This window comes from Streptomyces sp. MGP-P1, from assembly GCF_057766565.1.
In genome coordinates this window covers 520,222-540,801 of the sequence record NZ_JBYMEM010000006.1, presented here as the reverse complement: position 1 = coordinate 540,801, position 20,580 = coordinate 520,222, and the positions used below count along the sequence as shown (strand labels likewise).

Below are 20,580 nucleotides of genomic sequence, written 5' to 3'. Positions count from 1 at the left end.
GCCCGTGGCGGCGAGTGCGGCCGGCGAGGGGCGGCGGGTCGGGGAACGGAACGCACGCATCGGGAACTCCTCGAAGATGTAGCGGTGTGTGAATGGCTTGTGACGGCCTGATCCTGTCGCCATCGCCTCCCCGGAGGCCACGGTCTCCGGGTGGCCGGGAGTTGCGGGGCAGCAGGCTGCCAGCCCCACCGGCGGCCGTATGGGGCCCGCAGCCTGGGACGATGCGGTGATGGCAGGCAACTGCCAGACACCTTGCGGCCATTCACGCCACCGCCGACGCCCGTCCCGGCCGCTCGCCCGCCTCGGCCTTTCCGGCCACGTGCGGCCTCTCGGGGCCCATCCATCCCGTGGACCTGGTCTATACCTTCACAACGGGTCGGCCCTACACTCGCGCCCGGTGCTGAAGTGGCGTCCCGTACCGGAGTGCGGGGACGGCGTGACATCTGCGGGGGAGCCAGAGATGTTAGAGGTACTGGGGCTGGACGCACGGACGGAGCTGGTCTATCGGCTCGTTCTGGAGGAGCCGGAGCTGCGGCTGGACGAGATCGTGGCGCGGCTCGGGCGGAGCGAGGACGATGTGCGTCGGGCTCTGGACCAGCTGGCCGAACTCTGCCTGCTGGATGACGACCCTCGCTGTACGGAGCAGGGCCCGCCGGTCTTCCGCGCGCTGGACCCGGCCGCGAGTCTGCCCTTCCTCCTCTCCCGCCGGGAGGCCGAACTGGCCCGGCAGCAGCGGGGACTCGAGGTCGCGCGGGACGCGATGTCGGCCCTCACGACGGACCGGGGGCGGCGGACGGGCGGGGGCTTCGACGTCGTCAAACGGCTGGAGGGGCTCGACGCGGTGCGCGAGCGGCTGACCGAGCTGGCCGAGCTGGCCCGGGTGGAGTGCCTCTCGCTGCTGCCCGGCGGCGCGCAGTCCCCGGACACGCTGGAGGCCAGCGGGCCGCTGGACCGGCGGGCGCTGGAGCGCGGCGTGCGGCTCCGCAGCATCTATCAGGACAGCTTCCGCAACGATGCGTCGACCCTGCGCTATGTGAACCGGCTGGGCCTGCTCGGCGCGGAGAGCCGTACGCTGCCCACCCTCCCGCTGGTCATGGTCGTGGTCGACGGGGAGGTGGCCCTGGTGCCGCTGGACCCCGACGACGGCCGGGCGGGCGCGCTGGAGTTGCGGAGCAAGGGGGCCGTCGCGGTGGCCCGGCTCCTGTTCGAGCAGCTGTGGGCCACCGCCACCCCGCTCGGCTCCGCTCCCCGCCGCGACGGCAACGGGCTGACCCCGCAGGAGGACGAGTTGCTGTCCCTGCTGGCGAAGGGGCACACGGACGCGACGGCCGCCCGCAGGCTGGGAGTGTCCCTGCGCACGGTGCGCCGGATGAACGCGGAGCTGACGGCCAGGATGCAGGCCCGCAGCAGGTTCCAGGCGGGCGCGGAGGCGGCGCGCCGGGGCTGGATCTGACCGGCCGGAGGACCGACGTATCCCGGGTGAACCGAAACGCGTCGGCGGCCGTGTCCCCGTGCGATACATCATCGTTGCCGGACCGCAATGCGGACGGGGGGTGACGCTGGGCGGACGCGTCCCCTAGATTTCCTGCCCATTGCACCGGTGATCAGCGAGGGGACGGAGTCACCACATGGCGAAAGCGCCCACACCAGCACCATCGGCACCGCAGGTGCCGGGGAAACGGGGCCTCTCCCCCAGGTCCATCGTGGTCTGGAGCCTGGTAGCCCTGGTCGGCGCCATCGGCTGGGCCACCCTCGCGCTCTCGCGGGGTGAGGAGGTCTCCGCCGCCTGGATGCTGGCCGCGGCCCTCGGCTCGTACGCCATCGCGTACCGCTTCTACTCCCGGTTCATCGCCAACCGGGTCCTGAAGGCCGACAGGGACCGCGCGACCCCGGCCGAACGGCTGGACAACGGCGTCGATTTCCACCCCACCGACCGCCGGGTCCTGTTCGGCCACCATTTCGCCGCCATCGCCGGGGCGGGGCCCCTGGTCGGCCCGGTGCTCGCCGCGCAGATGGGTTACCTGCCCGGCACGATCTGGCTCGTCGTCGGCGTCATCTTCGCCGGCGCCGTCCAGGACATGGTGACGCTCTTCTTCTCCACGCGTCGCAACGGCCGTTCGCTCGGCCAGATGGCGCGCGACGAGATCGGCCCGGTCGGCGGGATCGCCGCCCTGGTCGCGGTCTTCATCATCATGATCATCCTGCTCGCGGTCCTCGCGCTGGTCATCGTGAACGCGCTCGCGCACTCGCCGTGGGGCGTCTTCTCCATCGGCATGACGATCCCGATCGCCCTCTTCATGGGCGTCTATCTGCGCACCCTGCGGCCCGGCAAGGTCAGCGAGGTCTCCTTCATCGGCGTCGCGCTGCTGCTCCTCGCGATCGTCTCGGGCGGCTGGGTCGCCGAGTCCTCGTGGGCGGACTTCTTCACGCTGGAGCCGGGCACGCTGGTCATCTGGATGATCGTGTACGGGTTCTTCGCCTCCGTGCTCCCCGTGTGGCTGCTGCTGGCCCCGCGGGACTACCTCTCCACCTTCATGAAGGTCGGCACGATCGGGCTGCTGGCCCTGGGCGTGGTCGTCGCCATGCCGACGCTGAAGATGCCCGCGGTCACCGACTTCGCCTCCAGCGGCGCGGGCCCGGTCTTCGCCGGCTCGATGTTCCCGTTCGTCTTCATCACCATCGCCTGCGGCGCGCTCTCCGGCTTCCACTCCCTGGTCTCCTCCGGCACCACGCCGAAGATGGTCCAGAAGGAGACGCAGATCCGGATGATCGGCTACGGCGCCATGCTGGTCGAGTCGTTCGTGGCGATCATGGCGATGATCGCCGCCTGCATCATCGACCCCGGCCTCTACTTCGCCATCAACGCACCCGTCGGCGTGATCGGCGACAGCGTCCAGTCGGCCTCCCAGGCTGTGGCCGACTTCGGCTTCACCATCACCCCGGACGCCCTGGCCCAGGCCGCCAAGGACGTCGAGGAGGGGAGCCTGCTCTCCCGGACCGGTGGAGCGCCCACCTTCGCGCTCGGCATGGCGGAGATCTTCTCGGCGGTGGTCGGCGGGACCGCGATGAAGGCGTTCTGGTACCACTTCGCCATCATGTTCGAGGCGCTCTTCATCCTCACGACCGTGGACGCCGGCACCCGGGTCGGGCGCTTCATGCTCCAGGACATGCTGGGCAACGTCTACAAGCCGTTCCGTGAGGTCAGCTGGAAGCCGGGCGTCTGGTTCGCCAGCGCCGTCGTGGTCGGCGGCTGGGGCTACTTCCTCTGGGTCGGCGTGCACGACCCGCTGGGCGGCATCAACCAGCTGTTCCCGCTCTTCGGCATCGCCAACCAGTTGCTGGCGGCCGTCGCGCTGGCCGTCTGCACCACCCTGCTCGTCAAGTCCGGCCGTCTGAAGTGGGCGTGGGTCACCGCGGTCCCGCTCGCCTGGGACGTGGCGGTCACCCTCACCGCGAGCTGGCAGAAGATCTTCTCCGAGGACGTCAAGATCGGGTTCTTCGCCCAGCGCGACAAGTACCAGGCGGGCATCGACGCGGGCGAGGTGCTGGCCCCCGCGAAGAACATGGACGACATGCGGACCGTCGTCACCAACTCCACCGTCGACGGGGTGCTGAGCGCACTCTTCGCGCTCCTCATCATCGTGGTGCTCGTGGACGCCGGGCGGGTCTGCTACAAGGCCATCCGCGACCCGGAGAGCGTCAAGCTCCACGAGACGCCCTACGTCGAGTCCAAGCTCGTCGCCCCCGCCTCGCTCTTCGCGACCAAGGAGGAGAAGGCCGAGCTGGTCGCCGCCGGTGTCGGCCCCGAGGGCGGCATCCGCAAGGACGCGGCGGAGACGGGGAGCCGGACATGACGGTCGCGGACGTACGACGGGTGGCCGGACGGATCCGCTGGTACGTCCGTGAGCTGACCGGTGAGTCCACGTACGACCGCTATGTGGCGCACGCGAGGACCCACGCCCCGGACACGCCGGTGATGAGCCGTCGCGCCTTCGAACGCAGCCGCATGGACGCCCGCGAGGCGGACCCCCGCGAGGGCTTCCGCTGCTGCTGAGCACCACCGGCCGGAGATCGGGCCGCCGCACCCCTCCCAGGGGCGCGGCGGCCCCTTTTCGCACCCTCGCACGGTCCCGGGCGGCCGCTCGATTTCCCGGTGCGCGGAGCCCTCACCGTACGAAAGAATGTGCCCATGACATCGCATCCCCGGCCGCCCCGGCTCCGTCCCGTACTCACGACCGTGGCACTGGTGCTGAGCCTGGCGGCGGCGACGGGCTGCGGCACCGAGGTGGCGACCGGCACGGAGGCGACGCGGAGCGGATCGGCGGACCCCGCGCCCGACCGGGCGGAGCTGGAGGCGCGGGCGCAGGCCGTGCAGACCGTCGCGGAGCACGTGTGGGTGACCGAGGTCCCGGGGTACACCCTGGCCCGCCAGTCGGTCGGGGTGATCGGCGACGACGGGTTCGGCAGCGTCTACACCACGCCCGACGGCGGGCAGATCCAGCTGCGGGTGGAGCGCCGGGCGCACGCCGGGGCCGACTGTACGAAGGACCCCGCGCCCGCCGGCGGCCAGGAGCCCCTGAAGACGTGCGAGCGGGACGGCGAGCAGTGGTACCGGGCCACGGAGTCGGGCCACGCGTACGCGCGGGAACAGGGCGGACTCGTGGTCACGCTGAGCGGGTCGCCCGAAGAGGTGGACCGGGCGACGCTGCGGTCGGCCGCGCGGGCCGCCCACCGCGCCGACGACCACGAGCTGGACCGGGTGCTGCCGCCGGCCGACGAGGCCGGGGGGCGGCAGCCGGTCGAACGCGGCGACCTGCCGCCGGTGGGCGACGGCGCGCCCGACAACGACGTGGGGGCGAGTGGCTGACAGGGGAACGAGGGGCTGACGTGGGAGCCGGCGTGGGAGTCGACGTGGGAGCGAGTGGCTGATGGATCTGACGATCAGGGCGGCGGAGCCCGGCGAGTACGCCGCCCTCGGCGGGATCATCGCCGAGGCGTATCTCGGCGACGGTCTGCTGGACGGCCCGCGGGACCCGTATCTGCTCAAACTGCGCGCGGTGGAGCAACGCGCGGCCGAGGCCGAGGTGCTCGTCGCGCTCGATGTGGACGGGGCGGTGCTCGGTGGCGTGACGTATGCCGCACCCGGCACCCCGTGGCGCGACATCGCCGGCCCGGACGAGGCCGAGTTCCGGATGCTGGCGGTGGCCCGCGAGGGGCGTGGGCGGGGCGTGGGAGAGGCTCTCGTGCGGGCGTGCGTCGAGCGCGCCCGGTCCGCCGACGGGGTGCGGGCGCTGGTGCTGTCGACGCAGCCGGCCATGCTCGGAGCCCATAGGATCTACCGTCGGCTCGGCTTCGTACGGACCCCCGAACGGGACTGGGAACCGGTGCCGGGACTACGGCTCATGACCTTCCGGCTGGGGCTGGAGGCGCCCTCCTGAGGGGCGTGTTGGATCGTCGCGACACAACATGTGGGGGCCGCTTCATCCGGCGGCCCCCACATGTATGCTCGACCTCGCTGTCGCCGCAGGGGAATCCGGTGCGAATCCGGAACTGTCCCGCAACGGTGTGATCGGTGCGCTTTTGCGCACCCGCAAGTCCGAAGACCTGTCGACAGCGCGTCCGGCTCGACCGAACCGGACGCCAGACGTCCGGGTCTCGCGGATAGGCCGGTGGACGCCGTGAGCTGTGCTGCCCTGCCCCGGGTCTCGCGCTGCCCGGCTTCCCCGCCTGCCGCCGGCCCCTGCCGAGCGAGGGAAAGCCCAGTGACCATCGCGCCCGCCGATCCGGTTTCAGCCACCGAATCCGCTGCCTCCACCACGTCCGGAGCAGGTACGAACGACGGACCCGGGACCGCCCTGCTGCGGACCCTGACCGACCTCACCGTCGATCTTCCCGACACCGACCCCGGACGGGTCGCCGCCGCCGCGCTGCGCGGACGCAACGCCCGCTCCGACGAGGCCGAGCTGCGCTCGCTGGCCACCGAGGCCGCCGCGGGGCTCATCTCCGAGGACCCGGCGTACTCCCGACTGGCGGCCAGGCTGCTGACCCGCTCGATCGCGGACGAGGCCGCGGGCCAGGGCGCGACGTCCTTCTCCGCCTCGGTCGCCGTGGGCCACCGTGAGGGCCTGATCGCCGACCGCACCGCCGCGTTCGTCGCGCTCCACTCGGCCGCCCTCGACAAGCTCGTCGAGCAGGCCCTGGCGGACGGGGCCGACGACCGCTTCGGCTACTTCGGTCTGCGGACGCTGCACAGCCGCTACCTGCTGCGCCACCCGATCACCCGGCAGGTCATCGAGACCCCGCAGCACTTCATGCTGCGCGTGGCGGCCGGTCTCGCCGAGGACGAGTCGGTGCGGGCGCTGGACGAGGTCGCCGCGCTCTACGGGCTGATGAGCCGGCTGGACTACCTCCCCTCCTCCCCCACGCTCTTCAACTCCGGCACCCGGCACCCGCAGATGTCCTCCTGCTATCTGCTGGACTCGCCCAAGGACGAGCTGGACTCGATCTACGACCGCTACCACCAGGTGGCGCGGCTCTCCAAGCACGCGGGCGGCATCGGTCTTTCGTACTCCCGCATCCGCGCCCGGGGTTCGCTGATCCGGGGCACCAACGGGCACTCCAACGGCATCGTGCCGTTCCTGAAGACGCTGGACGCCTCCGTCGCGGCGGTGAACCAGGGCGGCCGGCGCAAGGGCGCGGCGGCGGTCTACCTGGAGACCTGGCACGCGGACATCGAGGAGTTCCTGGAGCTCCGCGACAACACGGGCGAGGACCAGCGGCGTACGCACAACCTGAACCTGGCGCACTGGATCCCGGACGAGTTCATGCGCCGGGTCGACGCGGACACCGAGTGGTCGCTGTTCTCCCCCGCCGACGTGCCGGAGCTGGTCGACCTGTGGGGCGACGCGTTCGACGCGGCCTACCGGGCGGCCGAGGCCAAGGGCCTGGCGCGCAGGACGATTCCGGCGCGCGAGCTGTACGGCCGGATGATGCGGACCCTCGCGCAGACCGGCCAGGGCTGGATGACCTTCAAGGACGCCTCCAACCGGACGGCGAACCAGACCGCCGAGCCGGGCCGGGTCGTCCACTCCTCGAACCTGTGCACCGAGATCCTCGAAGTCACCGACGACGGCGAGACGGCCGTCTGCAACCTGGGCTCGGTCAACCTCGGCGCGTTCGTGGCGGACGGCTCGATCGACTGGGACCGGCTGGACGCCACGGTCCGTACCGCGGTGACCTTCCTGGACCGGGTCGTCGACATCAACTTCTACCCGACCGAGCAGGCCGGGCGCTCCAACTCCCGCTGGCGGCCGGTCGGCCTGGGCGCGATGGGCCTCCAGGACGTCTTCTTCCAGCTGCGGCTGCCCTTCGACTCCCCCGAGGCCCGCGCGCTCTCCACGAAGATCTCCGAGCGGATCATGCTCGCCGCCTACGAGGCCTCCTGCGACCTGGCGGAGCGCTCCGGCCCGCTGCCGGCCTGGTCCGAGACCCGCGCCGCGCGTGGTGTGCTGCACCCCGACCACTACGACACCGAGCTGAACTGGCCGGAGCGCTGGGACACCCTGCGCGCCCGGGTCGCGAAGACCGGCATGCGCAACTCGCTGCTGCTGGCCATCGCCCCGACCGCCACGATCGCCTCGATCGCCGGGGTGTACGAGTGCATCGAGCCGCAGGTCTCCAACCTGTTCAAGCGCGAGACGCTCAGCGGTGAGTTCCTCCAGGTCAACGCCTACCTGGTGGACGAGCTGAAGAAGCTCGGCGTGTGGGACTCCCGCACCCGTGAGGCGCTGCGCGAGGCGAGCGGCTCCGTGCAGGGCTTCGGCTGGATTCCCGAGGACGTCCGGGCGCTCTACCGCACGGCGTGGGAGATCCCCCAGCGCGGCCTGATCGACATGGCGGCGGCCCGTACGCCGTTCCTCGACCAGAGCCAGTCGCTCAACCTGTTCCTGGAGACGCCGACGATCGGCAAGCTCTCCTCGATGTACGCGTACGCCTGGAAGCAGGGGCTGAAGACGACGTACTACCTGCGTTCGCGCCCGGCGACCCGGATCGCCCGTGCCGCGTCCGGCCAGGCGTCGGCCGCCGCCCCCATTCCCGTACAGCAGGCGTCGGCTCCCGACGCGGACGCCATCGCCTGCTCCCTCGAAAACCCCGAGTCCTGCGAGGCCTGCCAGTAATGAGCACCAACGACCACAAGAACCTGCTCGACCCGGGCTTCGAACTGACCCTGCGTCCCATGCGCTACCCGGACTTCTACGAGCGCTACCGGGACGCGATCAAGAACACCTGGACCGTGGAGGAGGTCGACCTCCACTCGGACGTCTCCGACCTCGCCAAGCTGTCGCCGGGCGAGCAGCACATGATCGGCCGGCTGGTGGCGTTCTTCGCGACCGGTGACTCGATCGTCTCCAACAACCTCGTGCTGACGCTGTACAAGCACATCAACTCCCCCGAGGCGCGGCTGTACCTGTCGCGGCAGCTCTTCGAGGAGGCCGTGCACGTCCAGTTCTATCTGACGCTGCTGGACACCTATCTGCCCGACCCGGACGACCGGGCGGCGGCGTTCGACGCGGTCGAGGAGATCCCCTCGATCCGTGAGAAGGCGCAGTTCTGCTTCAAGTGGATGGATTCGGTCGAGAAGATCGACCGGCTGGAGACGAAGGCCGACCGCCGCCGTTTCCTGCTGAACCTGATCTGCTTCGCGGCCTGCATCGAGGGGCTGTTCTTCTACGGCGCGTTCGCGTACGTGTACTGGTTCCGCTCGCGCGGTCTGCTGCACGGTCTCGCCACGGGCACCAACTGGGTGTTCCGTGACGAGACGATGCACATGAACTTCGCGTTCGAGGTCGTGGACACCGTCCGCAAGGAGGAGCCGGAGCTCTTCGACGACGCGCTGGAGCAGCAGGTCACCGACATGCTGCGGGAAGCGGTCGAGGCGGAGCTGCAGTTCGGCCGTGACCTGTGCGGCGAGGGCCTGCCGGGCATGAACACCGAGTCGATGCGGCAGTATCTGGAGTGCGTCGCCGACCAGCGGCTCGCCCGCCTCGGCTTCCCGACGGTGTACGGCTCGGAGAACCCGTTCTCCTTCATGGAGCTCCAGGGCGTCCAGGAGCTGACGAACTTCTTCGAGCGCCGCCCGTCCGCGTACCAGGTGGCCGTGGAGGGCTCGGTCGGGTTCGACGACGACTTCTAGACCCTCCGGGCCCGAGGGGTCTCTCAGACCCCGGCCCACTTCCTGAGGTAGGGGCGCCGCGCAGCCGTCACCGGTCGCGCGGCGCTCCGCGTTTCCGGGGGCCCGGCAATCGGCCGCCCGCGTTCCGCCTCCCGCAGCTGGCGGTCGATGCGGCGTTCGCGGACGACGCCGAGGGCCACGGGCGCGAGGACGAAGGCGAAAAGTGCTGCTACGACCAGGTAGTTCAGGAATGTGTTCATGCCTCTACTCTGGACCGCCGGAACGAAGAACATCAGTGGCAGGACTGCCATGGGACATCAAATAGCTGCCACACTCGGGCCATGCTGACCAATGTCGCCGCCCTCCTCCTCGATGAGGTCCACCCCTTCGAACTCGGCGTCCTGTGCGAGGTGTTCGGCCTGGACCGCAGCGAGGAAGGCCTGCCGGTGCACGATTTCGCGGTGGTCTCCGCCGAGGGGCCCGTCCTGAACACCCACGCGGGCTTCACCATCTCCACGCCGCACGGCCTGGAGCGGCTGGAGGAGGCCGACCTCATCGCCGTGCCGGCGGGCAGCCACTTCGCACGGCGGGAGTATCCCGAGGAGGTGCTCGACGCCCTGCGCCGGGCCGTCGCGCGCGGTTCGCGGGTGCTGAGCGTGTGTTCGGGGTCCTACGTCCTGGGCGCGGCCGGGCTGCTGGACGGCCGCCGCTGCACCACGCACTGGCGGCACGCGGCGGAGCTGTCGCGGCGCTTCCCGAAGGCGATCGTCGAGCCGGACGTGCTGTACGTGGACGAGGGCGCGGTGATCAGTTCGGCGGGCACCGCCGCCGGGATCGACGCGTGCCTGCATCTGATCCGGCAGGAGTACGGCCAGGAGGTGGCGAACACCCTCGCCCGGCGAATGGTGGTGCCGCCGCACCGGGACGGCGGGCAGGCGCAGTACATCAGCCGCCCGCTGCCCCGGAGCTCCTGCGACACGGTCGGCTCGACCCTGGCCTGGATGGAACAGCACCTCGACCAGGAGATGAGCGTGGAGCAGCTGGCGGCGCTGGCGCACATGTCGCCGCGCACCTTCGCCCGGCGGTTCCAGCAGGAGACCGGGACGACGCCCTACCGGTGGCTGCTGCGGCAGCGGGTGCTGCTGGCCCAGCATCTGCTGGAGACCTCCGACCTGACGATCGACACGATCGCGGGGCAGACGGGCTTCGGTACGGCGGCGACCCTGCGACACCAGTTCGTGCGGTCGCTGGGCACCACGCCGAACGCCTACCGCCGCACCTTCCGGGGTCCGGCGGCCACCTCCGTGCCCGACGTCGCCTGAGCGCGCCGGGCACGGTCACCGGCTGCCCGCCATCCGATGCGGGTCAGATACCGCAGCTGGGCGCCGACCAGAAGCGGCTGGGGCCCTGGTTGACGTGCACGTGGTCGTTGTGGCCGCTGTAGCCCGGGCCGAGGATTCCCCGGAAGCCGTGGTGGCGGGCCTGCTTGGCCAGCGTGCACAGCGAGTGCGGGGAGGCGCCGAGGTCGACCGCGTCGCCGTACATATGGCGGCTGTTGGAGGCTCCGCCCACGGCCGCGTTGCAGGAGGCGGAGCGGAAGCCGCTGGTGACCCGGATGGACTGGTCGCCCAGCGCGTGGCGCAGTGCCTCCAGCTTCCACATGCTGCTCAGCGCGTTGGCCTTGGCGGTGCCCGCGGCGACCTTCCCGCCGGCCCAGGTGCTGTTGCACTGGTTCAGCTCGGGGTACGTGAAGTGGGCCGGGGTGCAGTCGTTGTCCTGGAGCGCGTAGAGCTTGGACTGGGTGGCGGGTCCGGCGACCCCGTCGGCCGCCAGGCCGTAGGCCGCCTGGAACCGCTTGACGGCGGCGGTGGTGGCGGGGCCGTAGGAGCCGTCGATGGCGAGGACCGCGTCGTAGCCCGGGTAGCCGGCCACCCGGATCTGGAGCTGGGTGACATCGTTGCCGGTGGCCCCGGCTTGCAGGGTGCGGGTCCAGGTGTAGCAGCCGTCGGCTCGGGCGGTGCCGGCGGTCAGCACCGCACCCCCCAGAGCGAACGTAATGGTCATGACAAGTCCGAGCAGAACGCGTGCGGTACGTCTCAGCACAGGGGTCTCCCTCTGAACGTCACGGTCGATGTGCGGGCGAGCCTGGCCCAGACAGCTACGCGCGTCAACTACCCCTGGGGAAATTGCGGTTATCTGCCAGGGGGTGGAGCGGAAACCGCCAGGGGCCCGGCGCCGGCGAACCGGTACCGGGCCCTGCGGGGGCGTCCTCAGGCGTTCGGGACGACCTCGTAGCGCGGAGTGCCCTCGTCCATCTGCCGCAGCGCGTCCTTGCGCTCCCGCTTGGAGAGCCGGTCGATGTACAGGTAGCCGTACAGGTGGTCCGTCTCGTGCTGGAGGCACCGCGCGAAGTAGCCGCTGCCCCGCACCTTGACCGGATTGCCCTGCGCGTCCTGCCCGCGCACCACCGCGTAGTCGGGGCGGGCGAGCGAGGCGTACGCGGTCGGGACCGAGAGGCAGCCCTCGTTGGAGTCGTCCAGCACCCGTGCCTCGGGGGCCAGCTCCTCCAGGACCGGGTTGCAGATGACGCCGGTGTGGCGCACCCCGTCGTCGTCGGGGCAGTCGTAGACGAAGACCTTCAGGTCCACGCCGATCTGGTTGGCGGCCAGGCCGACGCCCTCGGCCGTCTTCTGGCTGGCGAACATGTCGTCGATCAGCCGCGCCAGCTCGTCGTCGAACGCGGTGACGTCCTTGCACTCCTTGTGCAGCACCGGGTTGCCCACGACCGTGATCGGACGGGAGGTGCCGCGCTCGCGGTAGGCCGCCTCGCGCTCCTCGCAGTCCTCCGTGTCGACGAGGAACCCCTCGTCGTCCACTCCGATGCGCCCGTCCGTCTCCTGCTGCGACATGTCCGCCGTACGCCTTCCTGCAAAACCTCAGACTCGGTGACCCGAGCGCCCCGGATACCCGGGCGCTCGGAGGAACAGCACCGCGATCGGTGCGCGTACAGCCTACGGGCAGAGGTCAGCAGACTTCTTCGAGATCCCGCCACTCGCGGCTGTCCGGGCTGTCGGCGACCCAGCCGTCCAGCAGCCCGCGCACCAGTCCGGCGGGGGCCGCGAGACCGCACTCGCGCTCCGGGACCCACAGGTCTCCGGCGCCCGCGGTGCGGTGGCCCAGCGGCCCGGGGTGGCCCGGCTCGCTGTGATCGTGCGGGTCCAGGTGCTCCCCGTCGCCCTCGTCGCTCTCCATCCGGCTCTCCGAGCACGCCCGGCACAGCAGCCGTACGGAGGAGGACCAGTCCTCGGCGGCGAACCCGGCGTCCGAGGCCAGCTTCTCCAGCGCGTCCCGGTCGTCCTCGGTCGCCGCCTCCAGCAGCACCACCCAGGTCGGCACGGGTGAGGGAGCCCACAGCTCGATCTCGTCGAACACCGGATACGAGGGCCCGGCCGCGGTGACCCGCTCGCCGTTGGGCACCCCGTCGTGCAGGACGACCTCGCCCCAGCGCCGCCCGGAGGACGGCAGCGGGATCGAGAGCACCTCGATCCGGGCCGGGTCGAGCCGGCGGCCCCAGACCACCTCGGCCTCACCCTCCGGCGAGAGCCGCACGGCGGCGCTGCCCAGCTCCATACCGGTCGGCTCGGTGGTGGCCGCGCTGTGCTGACCGCCGCCGGGGACCTTCAGTCCGTACGCCTGCCAGGCCCGCCGCGCCAGCGGCCAGTCCTGGAGCGCGGTGGCCGCGATCCCGACGTTCCACCAGTCCGGGGCGCCCGACTCCCGGTCGAGCAGCGCGACGGCCCGCAGACCCGCCGCCCTCGCCTGCTCCCAGTCGTGCCGGAACTTGTGCAGCAGCGCCAGATTGAACCAGGACTCCGAGAGCCAGGGCTCCAGATCCGCCGCGCGCGTCAGCAGCGCCCCCGCGTCCTCGTACCGGCCGTCGCCGATCAGCGTGAACGCGCGGTCCGTGGCCTGCCGCCAAGAGGCGGACGGCCGATGCCGTACCTTCCCGAAGATCCTCACGATTCCCGCCTGTCCCGACTGGACACCCTCGTCATCCGCTCTGCTTTCGCATCCAACCATGCCCGGCCGGACGCCCGCTCATTACCCATGGGTTACCCAGCTCCCGCCGAGTCAGACCGCCCGCGCGAGGGCGCGTCCCAGCGCCTGGACCACCGGTTGCCGGTGGTCCCGCCCGGTGCCGGGGCCGAGCCGCTCCAGCGCTGCCCCGGACATGCGTGGGCCGCTGTGCCCGGGCGATCGGGGCACAGCGGCCGTCCCACCGGACCTGTCGGGATCCGCCGGTGCGTCTGCGGGTGGACTACTCGGCGGCGGACGCCGACCGGTCGGTGTCCTGCACGGTCAGATCCTGCTCGGGCACGGCCTCGCCGGCCCGGATCAAGTCGATCCGGCCCATCACCTTGGAGCGCAGGTCGGTGGGGACGTCGTCCTGCCCGCAGCAGCGCTTGACCAGCTTCTTCACGGCCTGTTCGAGGCCGTACTTCTCCAGGCACGGGGAGCACTCCTCGAAGTGCACCTCGAACTTGGTGCAGTCGCCCTCGGGCATCTCCCGGTCGAGAAACTCGTAGAGATGGTCGAGGACCTCCGAGCAATCCGTCTCGTGCGGCTCTCCGCAGCTCATGAGGCCGAGCCCTTCCGATCGTCCGAGTCACCGGCGCCGGCCGCGACGAGCCCGCGCTCACGGGCGTAGTCCTCCAGCATGCCGCGCAGCTGGCGGCGGCCACGGTGCAGCCGGGACATCACCGTACCGATGGGAGTCCCCATGATGTCCGCGATCTCCTTGTAGGCAAAGCCCTCGACATCGGCGAGATACACGGCGATGCGGAACTCCTCGGGAATCGCCTGGAGCGCCGACTTCACGTCGGAGTCCGGGAGATGGTCGAGCGCCTGGGACTCCGCCGACCGCAGACCGGTCGACATGTGCGACTCGGCCCGTGCCAGCTGCCAGTCCTCGATCTCCTCGGCCGCACTGCGCTGGGGCTCCCGCTGCTTCTTGCGGTACGAGTTGATGAAGGTGTTGGTCAGAATGCGGTACATCCACGCCTTGAGGTTCGTGCCCTCACGGAACTGGTGGAAGGAGCCGTACGCCTTGGCGTAGGTCTCCTGTACCAGGTCCTCGGCATCGGCCGGGTTACGCGTCATGCGCAGCGCGGCCGAGTACATCTGGTCGAGAAAACCGAGGGCGTCCCGCTCGAAGCGCGCGTTGCGCTCGGCGGACGTCTCCGGTGCACGGCCGTCGTCGGTCCCTGTGTCGGTCCCAGTGACCGGACCCACCTCCTCCAACGATGTGGCGGAGCCGAAACCGGACCCGCTCGCATCGGAGAATAGTCGACCTTGCTTCGGGACGGGCGCTCGATCGGCACCGCCCGGGGGCCGCTCGTGGCTGGTCCTCGCCGCGGGCAGCACGGTCCACTCCAGATCAGCGGCTTTCGAGCGACTGGGGCAGATGGTCGAACCCATGCGACGGACTCCCTCTCCACGGTGTGTGGGGTACCACGTGTCTGTACCGACGTCCCGAACAACAGCGCCCCCGGGCGGAGCATTCCCGGGCCTGCGCCACGTGCGTGAGGCCCCGGGCCGCCCCGGGGCCGATCCGGTCAGCCGAGTGACGCGATCCACCCGGCCACCGCGCCGGTGAGGACGCCCATCGTCTGCTCCTCGGTCGCCCCGGACCTCTTCGGCACCGCGAACCCGTGGTCGCCGTGGTCCACTTCGGCCAGCTCGTAGGGGCCGGGCGGGAACTCGTCGGGCCGGCCGAACGGATCGTTGCCGCCCTGCACCACCAGGGTGGGCACTCCGGCGCCGAGCAGTTCGTCGGCGCGGGACTTCTCGGGCCTGCCCGGGGGGTGCAGCGGGAAGCTGAGCGCGAGGACGGCGGCCGCGCCCAGCTCCCTGGCCGTACGGCAGGCGACCCGGGCCCCGGCGCTGCGGCCCCCGGAGACGACGGGGAGCCCGGGAGCGGCCAGGGCGGGCCACAGGCCGCGCCAGCCGGTGTCCAGGGTCTTCGGGGCGGGCGCGACCTTCTTTCCGGCCACCCGCCAGGGCTGCTCCACCAGGGCGACGGTGACGCCGTGCCCGGGCAGGGTCGCGGCCAGGGCCTTCAGATCGCGGGCCTCGATGCCGCCGCCCGCCCCGTGGCTCACGGCCAGCACGAGGCGGGGCGCGGGCGCTCGGACCCAGGTGATCCGGGCCTCACCGGCGTCGGTGGTGACGTTCTGGGTACGTGGTTGACGGCTCACACCGCCATCCTCTCCCGCGCGGCCTCCCGGGTCCCGCGCGGCCGCCCGCATCCCGCCCGCCGCTCAGAACAGCGTGGACTCCTCCGGCGCGGCCAGCTCCTCCAGCAGTTCGGGTCCGTTGTTGCGCACGTTGCTGACGGTGGTGGCGACCGGGTAGGCGCGCATCAGCCCGCCGGGCGGCGGCTCCAGCAGCGCCCGCAGCTCGTCGAGGCCCGTGTGCGTGGGGTCCAGCCAGGCGTCCCAGCGGTCGGGGGTGAGCATCAGCGGCATCCGGGGGTGGATGTCGGCGAGCGCGCCGGGCCCCTCGGCGGGGGCGACGGCCAGCGGGGTGGTCTCCGCCTCGGTGGTGATCACCGAGCACGTCACCCACCAGGCGTGTCCGTGGTCGCCGGGCAGGGTCGCGTCGCGCCAGAACTCGTACAGTCCGGCCATGGCGAGGACCGACCCGTCGGCGGGGGTCACGAAGTAGGGCTGCTTACGGGCCCGCTTCTTGCCCTTCGTCTCCTCCAGCCGCCGTTCCTCCGAGCCGGTGACCCACTCGTAGTAGCCGTCGGCGGGCAGGATGCAGCGGCGCTGGGCGAAGGCGCGGCGGAAGGAGGGCTTCTCGTGCACGGTCTCCGCGCGGGCGTTGATCATCCGGGCGGCGCCCTCGGGGGACTTCGACCAGGACGGCACGAGCCCCCATTTCAGGGCGCGCAGCTGGCGAACCGGACGCTGGTCGTCGGCGTCCTTAACAGGACGCTCCAGAACCGCGTAGACCTCTTTGGTCGGCGCCACGTTCCAGTCGGGCTCCAGGGCCTCGGTGGGTTCCCACTTCTCGACGCCGAAGAGCCCGGTCAGGTCCTCGGGGTTCCGGCTCGCCGCATACCGTCCGCACATAAGTGCCAGACTGCCACGACCGCCCACCCCGACCGCAAGGAGCCGCCCGGCCGATGAACAGCACCGAATTGGGCGATCTGTGGGATCGCGTCATCGGAACCCAGTCCGCTCCCGAGCAGTGGCTGGTGGTGGTGACGGCCACCCTGGCGCTCATCGCCGTCGTGCCCAACCCGATATGGCGGCTCGCGCGCAACACCATCACCATCGCGCACGAGGGCGGCCACGGTCTGGTGGCCCTCCTCACCGGGCGGCAGCTCTCCGGCATCCGGCTGCACTCGGACACCAGCGGCCTGACCGTGAGCCGCGGCAAGCCGACGGGGATCGGCATGATCCTCACGGCGGCGGCGGGCTACACGGCCCCCTCGCTGCTGGGCCTGGGCGGCGCCTGGCTACTGACCAACGGCAGGATCACCCTCCTGTTGTGGGTGGCGACAGCCCTGCTCGCGGTGATGCTGGTGATGATCCGCAATGTGTACGGGGCCCTCACCGTCATCCTGACCGGCGCCGCGTTCCTGCTGGTGTCCTGGCTGGCCTCCTCGGACGTCCAGTCGGCGTTCGCATACGCGGTGGTGTGGTTCCTGCTGCTGGGCGGGGTGCGGCCGCCGTTCGAGCTCCAGTCCAAGCGGCGCCACGGCGGCGCCCCGGACTCCGACGCGGACCAGCTGGCCCGGCTGACCCACGCCCCGGCGGTGCTGTGGCTGTTCCTCTTCCACGCGGTGTCGCTGTGCTCGCTGATCGGCGGCGGGCGGTGGCTGCTGGGGTGGTGAGAGCAGATTGGACCGCCGCGGTCCGTACCACCCCTTCACTACAGGCCGGTTTCCGCCCTTTTGATCAGGATCCGGGTCGGCGCGGAGCCACTAAAGTAAAGGCCATGACCGAGAGTTCCGTGCACCCCGCCCTCTGGCCCGCCCCCCACGCGAGCGGCGCCGTCGACGCGACCGTCACCGTGCCGGGATCCAAATCGGTCACCAACCGCGCGCTCGTGCTCGCCTCGCTGGCCGCCGAGCCGGGCTGGCTGCGCCGCCCGCTGCGCTCCCGCGACACCCTGCTCATGGCCGACGCGCTGCGCGCCATGGGCGTCGGGATCGAGGAGACCGTCTCCTCCTCGTCCGCCTCCAGCCCGTCCGCCGCGGCCTCCCCGGACAGTTCGGGCGAGGCCTGGCGGGTCATCCCGGCGGGGCTGCACGGCCCGGCGGCCATCGACGTCGGCAACGCCGGCACGGTCATGCGCTTCCTGCCGCCCGTCGCCACGCTCGCCGACGGCCCGGTCCGCTTCGACGGCGACCCCCGGTCCTACGAGCGCCCGCTGACCGGCGTGATCGAGGGGCTGCGGGCGCTCGGCGCGCGGATCGACGACGACGGGCGCGGGGCGCTGCCGCTGACCGTGCACGGAGGCGGGGCGCTGGAGGGCGGCCCGGTGGCGATCGACGCCTCGTCCTCCTCGCAGTTCGTCTCGGCGCTGCTGCTGTCGGGACCGCGTTTCAACCAGGGCGTGGAGCTCCGGCACACCGGGTCCACGCTCCCCTCGATGCCGCACATCCGGATGACCGTCGACATGCTGCGGGCCGTCGGCGCGCAGGTGGACGAACCGGAGACGGGTGGCGAGCCAAATGTGTGGCGGGTCTCCCCCTCCGCCCTGCTCGGCCGGGACCTGACGATCGAGCCGGACCTGTCCAACGCCCAGCCGTTCCTGGCCGCCGCCCTGGTGACCGGTGGCCGGGTCACGATCCCCGACTGGCCCGAGCGCACCACCCAGCCGGGCGACGCGCTGCGCGAGATCTTCACCGCGATGGGCGGCAGCTGCGAGCTGACCGAGCGCGGGCTGACCTTCACCGGCACGGGACGCGTCCACGGCATCGACGTGGACCTCGGCGAGGTCGGCGAGCTGACCCCGGGCATCGCGGCGGTCGCGGCGCTGGCCGACTCCCCCTCCACGCTGAGCGGCGTCGCCCATCTGCGGCTGCACGAGACGGACCGGCTGGCCGCGCTGACCAAGGAGATCAACGAACTGGGCGGCGACGTCACCGAGACGGCCGACGGGCTGCACATCCGCCCGCGCCCGCTGCACGGCGGCGTCTTCCACACGTACGACGACCACCGCATGGCCACCGCCGGGGCGATCATCGGCCTGGCGGTGAAGGGCGTGGAGATCGAGAACGTGGGCACGACCGCCAAGACCCTGCCGGACTTCCCGGACATGTGGACCGGAATGCTCGGGGCCTAGAAGATGCGCCGTTACGGGAAGAACCCCGACGAGGACGACATCCGCGTCCGCCCCAACCGCAAGGGCAACCGGCCGCGTACGCACATCCGGCCCAAGCACGAGGACGCCGAGGACGGCATGGTCCTCACCGTCGACCGGGGCCGGCTCACCTGCCTCGTCGAGGGCCGGACCGTGGTGGCGATGAAGGCCCGCGAGCTGGGCCGCAAGGCCGCCGTGGTGGGCGACACCGTCTCCATCGTCGGCGACCTCTCCGGCGAGAAGGACACCCTGGCCCGGATCGTGCGAATCTCCCCGCGCCGTACGGTGCTGCGCCGCACGGCGGACGACGACGATCCCTACGAGCGCGTCGTCGTCGCCAACGCGGACCAGCTGGCGATCGTCACCGCGCTGGCCGACCCGGAGCCCCGCCCGCGCATGATCGACCGCTGTCTGGTGGCGGCGTACGACGGCGGTCTCACCCCGCTCCTGGTGCTGACCAAGTCGGACCTGGCGTCTCCGGACAAGCTGCTGGAGGCGTACACCCCGCTGGGCGTCCCGTACATCGTGACCAGCCGCGAGGAGCTGGAGAGCGGGGACGCGGCGGACCGGGTGCGCGCGTTCCTCAACGACCGCGTCACCGCCTTCGTCGGGCACTCCGGGGTCGGCAAGACGACGCTGGTCAACGCCTTGGTGCCCCCGGAGCGGCGACGGACCACCGGCATCGTCAACGCGGTCACCGGGCGGGGGCGGCACACCACCACCTCGGCCTTGGCGCTGCCGCTGCCGGGCGACCGGGGCTGGGTGGTCGACACCCCGGGCGTGCGCTCCTTCGGGCTGCACCACGTGGACCCGTCCCGGGTCATCAACGCCTTCCCGGACCTGCAACCGGGCACCGAGAACTGCCCGCGCGGCTGCACCCACGACGAGAACCAGCCGGAGTGCGCGCTGGACGCCTGGGTGGCGGAGGGGCACGCCGACCCGGCACGCCTGGACTCCCTGCGCCGGCTGCTCGCCACCCGGGAACGGCGCGAGGGAGACTGACGGCTCGTCCGGCCGGAATCGGCCGGGCGGCGCGGGCATGTTTGCGAGCTTCAACGACCGGTAAAGGCATAATCGCACCGAGCGGGACGAAGCCGTCACCTACGCGGGAGGCAACTGACGATGCCCTGGCTGCTGGTCGTGGTCGCAGGACTGCTGGAGACCGGCTTCGCCGTGTGTCTGAAGCTCTCCCACGGATTCACCCGGCTCTGGCCGACCATCGCCTTCGCCGCGTTCGCACTGGGCAGTTTCGGCCTGCTTACCCTGGCGCTGAAGAAGCTCGACGTCGGTCCGGCGTACGCGGTGTGGACCGGGATCGGGGCGGCCGGGACGGCGATCTACGGCATGATCTTCCTCGGTGACGTGGTCTCCACGCTGAAGCTGGTGTCGATCTCGCTGGTGATCATCGGGGTGATCGGCCTCCAGCTGTCCGGCTCGGCCCACTGAGACCCCCCAAAACCGCGGCCCGCGCCCCTTCCCGTACGAGCCCGAGCGCACGGCTGTCCGCGGCGTCGTCGCCCGGCACCGGAACGATCACACAGGACAGCGCGAGGCGTAACGCGATCTCGCAGCGCCCGGCGGCGGCCCCGGGCGAGACCGCCGCCATCCGGTCCCGTACGAGCCCGAGCAGCTCCTCGGGGGCCGGCAGCGGTCTTGCGCCCGTACCTCCCCGGGGGCCCGGCAGGTGTTCCGGGCGGGGCAGCCCCTCCGCCCAGTATCCCGTGAGCAGCGCCTTGACCAGCACGTTCTGGCGGGCGGCCCGCACGGTCCAGAGCGCGACGGCGGCCGGACGGTCGGGGGCGGGGGCGGTCAGGGCACGGTCCACCCCGGCGAGATAGCCGTCGACGGCCCGTCGCATCAGGGCCCCGGCCAGTCCGCCCTTCGTGCCGAACTCGTTGTAGAGGGTCTGCCGCGAGACTCCTGCCAGGGCCGCGACGTCAACCATGCGCACCGTGCGCCAGGGCCTCTCGTCCAGCGCCCTGAGGGCGGCGTCCAGCAGTGCCTGCCGCGCTGTCGGCATCGTCGCCTCC

Annotated in this window: 21 protein-coding genes and 1 riboswitch; of the genes, 12 read left to right on the top strand and 9 right to left on the bottom strand. The window is 71.5% G+C overall.

Annotated elements, in window-relative coordinates; translation table 11 throughout:
- The first annotated feature begins 460 nt into the window (after positions 1 to 460).
- From AC3CH1_RS18165 to AC3CH1_RS18135, 7 genes are all read left to right on the top strand, one after another.
- Entirely contained in the window at positions 461 to 1,453 is a 993-nt protein-coding gene (locus AC3CH1_RS18165) for a helix-turn-helix transcriptional regulator (protein ID WP_488463891.1), read from the top strand.
- A gap of 175 nt (positions 1,454 to 1,628) precedes the next feature.
- Positions 1,629 to 3,854, top strand: coding sequence for a carbon starvation CstA family protein (locus tag AC3CH1_RS18160; RefSeq protein WP_488463890.1), 2,226 nt, complete (start codon positions 1,629 to 1,631; stop codon positions 3,852 to 3,854).
- Positions 3,851 to 4,054 (top strand): YbdD/YjiX family protein, encoded by a 204-nt coding sequence (locus AC3CH1_RS18155; protein WP_488463889.1) that lies wholly within the window; start codon positions 3,851 to 3,853, stop codon positions 4,052 to 4,054. Before AC3CH1_RS18160 ends, AC3CH1_RS18155 begins: the two co-directional genes overlap by 4 nt.
- A 135-nt stretch (positions 4,055 to 4,189) precedes the next feature.
- Entirely contained in the window at positions 4,190 to 4,867 is a 678-nt protein-coding gene (locus tag AC3CH1_RS18150) for a hypothetical protein (protein WP_488463888.1), read from the top strand.
- Positions 4,868 to 4,928: 61 nt separating this feature from the next.
- The gene (locus tag AC3CH1_RS18145; protein WP_488463887.1) at positions 4,929 to 5,438 is read left to right on the top strand and encodes a GNAT family N-acetyltransferase; all 510 of its coding nucleotides are present in this window, start codon (positions 4,929 to 4,931) and stop codon (positions 5,436 to 5,438) included.
- Between the two features lie 64 nt (positions 5,439 to 5,502).
- Positions 5,503 to 5,626, top strand: a riboswitch (cobalamin riboswitch).
- A gap of 136 nt (positions 5,627 to 5,762) precedes the next feature.
- Positions 5,763 to 8,177, top strand: coding sequence for a ribonucleoside-diphosphate reductase subunit alpha (locus AC3CH1_RS18140; protein WP_488463886.1), 2,415 nt, complete (start codon positions 5,763 to 5,765; stop codon positions 8,175 to 8,177).
- A complete protein-coding gene (locus AC3CH1_RS18135) occupies positions 8,177 to 9,193 on the top strand; it encodes a ribonucleotide-diphosphate reductase subunit beta (protein WP_018959144.1) in 1,017 nt (338 codons plus the stop codon). Before AC3CH1_RS18140 ends, AC3CH1_RS18135 begins: the two co-directional genes overlap by 1 nt.
- Positions 9,194 to 9,216: 23 nt before the next feature.
- On the opposite strand, the gene AC3CH1_RS18130 is transcribed toward AC3CH1_RS18135, so the two are convergent.
- Entirely contained in the window at positions 9,217 to 9,432 is a 216-nt protein-coding gene (locus tag AC3CH1_RS18130) for a hypothetical protein (RefSeq protein ID WP_488463885.1), read from the bottom strand.
- Positions 9,433 to 9,513: 81 nt separating this feature from the next.
- On the opposite strand from AC3CH1_RS18130, the gene AC3CH1_RS18125 reads away from it, so the two are divergent.
- Positions 9,514 to 10,494, top strand: coding sequence for a GlxA family transcriptional regulator (locus AC3CH1_RS18125; protein ID WP_488463884.1), 981 nt, complete (start codon positions 9,514 to 9,516; stop codon positions 10,492 to 10,494).
- Between the two features lie 43 nt (positions 10,495 to 10,537).
- Here AC3CH1_RS18125 and AC3CH1_RS18120 read toward each other — a convergent pair whose 3' ends face one another.
- From AC3CH1_RS18120 to AC3CH1_RS18090, 7 genes are all read right to left on the bottom strand, one after another.
- Positions 10,538 to 11,275 (bottom strand): D-Ala-D-Ala carboxypeptidase family metallohydrolase, encoded by a 738-nt coding sequence (locus AC3CH1_RS18120; protein WP_488463883.1) that lies wholly within the window; start codon positions 11,273 to 11,275, stop codon positions 10,538 to 10,540.
- Between the two features lie 167 nt (positions 11,276 to 11,442).
- The gene (gene def, locus AC3CH1_RS18115) at positions 11,443 to 12,081 is read right to left on the bottom strand and encodes a peptide deformylase (protein ID WP_018959148.1); all 639 of its coding nucleotides are present in this window, start codon (positions 12,079 to 12,081) and stop codon (positions 11,443 to 11,445) included.
- Positions 12,082 to 12,196: 115 nt separating this feature from the next.
- A complete protein-coding gene (locus tag AC3CH1_RS18110) occupies positions 12,197 to 13,192 on the bottom strand; it encodes a tetratricopeptide repeat protein (RefSeq protein WP_018959149.1) in 996 nt (331 codons plus the stop codon).
- A gap of 298 nt (positions 13,193 to 13,490) precedes the next feature.
- Entirely contained in the window at positions 13,491 to 13,811 is a 321-nt protein-coding gene (gene rsrA, locus AC3CH1_RS18105; protein WP_018959150.1) for a mycothiol system anti-sigma-R factor, read from the bottom strand.
- Complete coding sequence (locus AC3CH1_RS18100; protein WP_007458152.1) at positions 13,808 to 14,464, bottom strand: sigma-70 family RNA polymerase sigma factor; 657 nt, start codon at positions 14,462 to 14,464, stop codon at positions 13,808 to 13,810. Before AC3CH1_RS18100 ends, rsrA begins: the two co-directional genes overlap by 4 nt.
- A gap of 323 nt (positions 14,465 to 14,787) precedes the next feature.
- A complete protein-coding gene (locus AC3CH1_RS18095; protein ID WP_488463882.1) occupies positions 14,788 to 15,429 on the bottom strand; it encodes an alpha/beta hydrolase family protein in 642 nt (213 codons plus the stop codon).
- Positions 15,430 to 15,492: 63 nt separating this feature from the next.
- Positions 15,493 to 16,308 (bottom strand): SOS response-associated peptidase, encoded by an 816-nt coding sequence (locus tag AC3CH1_RS18090; RefSeq protein WP_488463881.1) that lies wholly within the window; start codon positions 16,306 to 16,308, stop codon positions 15,493 to 15,495.
- 53 nt (positions 16,309 to 16,361) lie between these two features.
- On the opposite strand from AC3CH1_RS18090, the gene AC3CH1_RS18085 reads away from it, so the two are divergent.
- From AC3CH1_RS18085 to AC3CH1_RS18070, 4 genes are all read left to right on the top strand, one after another.
- The gene (locus AC3CH1_RS18085; protein ID WP_488463880.1) at positions 16,362 to 17,075 is read left to right on the top strand and encodes a M50 family metallopeptidase; all 714 of its coding nucleotides are present in this window, start codon (positions 16,362 to 16,364) and stop codon (positions 17,073 to 17,075) included.
- Between the two features lie 104 nt (positions 17,076 to 17,179).
- Positions 17,180 to 18,532 (top strand): 3-phosphoshikimate 1-carboxyvinyltransferase, encoded by a 1,353-nt coding sequence (aroA, locus tag AC3CH1_RS18080; RefSeq protein WP_488463879.1) that lies wholly within the window; start codon positions 17,180 to 17,182, stop codon positions 18,530 to 18,532.
- Positions 18,533 to 18,535: 3 nt separating this feature from the next.
- Positions 18,536 to 19,552 carry a ribosome small subunit-dependent GTPase A gene (gene rsgA, locus AC3CH1_RS18075; protein ID WP_488463878.1) on the top strand — a complete coding sequence of 339 codons (1,017 nt, stop codon included), beginning with the start codon at positions 18,536 to 18,538 and terminating at the stop codon, positions 19,550 to 19,552.
- A 120-nt stretch (positions 19,553 to 19,672) separates the two neighbouring features.
- A complete protein-coding gene (locus tag AC3CH1_RS18070; RefSeq protein ID WP_010061553.1) occupies positions 19,673 to 19,996 on the top strand; it encodes a DMT family transporter in 324 nt (107 codons plus the stop codon).
- On the opposite strand, the gene AC3CH1_RS18065 is transcribed toward AC3CH1_RS18070, so the two are convergent.
- Complete coding sequence (locus AC3CH1_RS18065; RefSeq protein ID WP_488463877.1) at positions 19,953 to 20,570, bottom strand: TetR/AcrR family transcriptional regulator; 618 nt, start codon at positions 20,568 to 20,570, stop codon at positions 19,953 to 19,955. The two genes, AC3CH1_RS18070 and AC3CH1_RS18065, sit on opposite strands and share 44 nt — an antisense overlap.
- Between the last annotated feature and the right edge of the window lie 10 nt (positions 20,571 to 20,580).

Excerpts from the sequence above, each read along its gene's own strand:
- rsrA (WP_018959150.1), bottom strand. The coding sequence starts at position 13,811 with ATGAGCTGCGGAGAGCCGCACGAGACGGATTGCTCGGAGGTCCTCGAC.
- def (WP_018959148.1), bottom strand. The coding sequence starts at position 12,081 with ATGTCGCAGCAGGAGACGGACGGGCGCATCGGAGTGGACGACGAGGGG.
- AC3CH1_RS18125 (WP_488463884.1), top strand. The coding sequence starts at position 9,514 with ATGCTGACCAATGTCGCCGCCCTCCTCCTCGATGAGGTCCACCCCTTC.
- AC3CH1_RS18070 (WP_010061553.1), top strand. The coding sequence starts at position 19,673 with ATGCCCTGGCTGCTGGTCGTGGTCGCAGGACTGCTGGAGACCGGCTTC.
- AC3CH1_RS18165 (WP_488463891.1), top strand. The coding sequence starts at position 461 with ATGTTAGAGGTACTGGGGCTGGACGCACGGACGGAGCTGGTCTATCGG.
- AC3CH1_RS18065 (WP_488463877.1), bottom strand. The coding sequence starts at position 20,570 with ATGCCGACAGCGCGGCAGGCACTGCTGGACGCCGCCCTCAGGGCGCTG.
- AC3CH1_RS18145 (WP_488463887.1), top strand. The coding sequence starts at position 4,929 with ATGGATCTGACGATCAGGGCGGCGGAGCCCGGCGAGTACGCCGCCCTC.
- AC3CH1_RS18130 (WP_488463885.1), bottom strand. The coding sequence starts at position 9,432 with ATGAACACATTCCTGAACTACCTGGTCGTAGCAGCACTTTTCGCCTTC.
- aroA (WP_488463879.1), top strand. The coding sequence starts at position 17,180 with ATGACCGAGAGTTCCGTGCACCCCGCCCTCTGGCCCGCCCCCCACGCG.
- AC3CH1_RS18160 (WP_488463890.1), top strand. The coding sequence starts at position 1,629 with ATGGCGAAAGCGCCCACACCAGCACCATCGGCACCGCAGGTGCCGGGG.
- rsgA (WP_488463878.1), top strand. The coding sequence starts at position 18,536 with ATGCGCCGTTACGGGAAGAACCCCGACGAGGACGACATCCGCGTCCGC.
- AC3CH1_RS18155 (WP_488463889.1), top strand. The coding sequence starts at position 3,851 with ATGACGGTCGCGGACGTACGACGGGTGGCCGGACGGATCCGCTGGTAC.
- AC3CH1_RS18085 (WP_488463880.1), top strand. The coding sequence starts at position 16,362 with ATGAACAGCACCGAATTGGGCGATCTGTGGGATCGCGTCATCGGAACC.
- AC3CH1_RS18150 (WP_488463888.1), top strand. The coding sequence starts at position 4,190 with ATGACATCGCATCCCCGGCCGCCCCGGCTCCGTCCCGTACTCACGACC.
- AC3CH1_RS18090 (WP_488463881.1), bottom strand. The coding sequence starts at position 16,308 with ATGTGCGGACGGTATGCGGCGAGCCGGAACCCCGAGGACCTGACCGGG.
- AC3CH1_RS18135 (WP_018959144.1), top strand. The coding sequence starts at position 8,177 with ATGAGCACCAACGACCACAAGAACCTGCTCGACCCGGGCTTCGAACTG.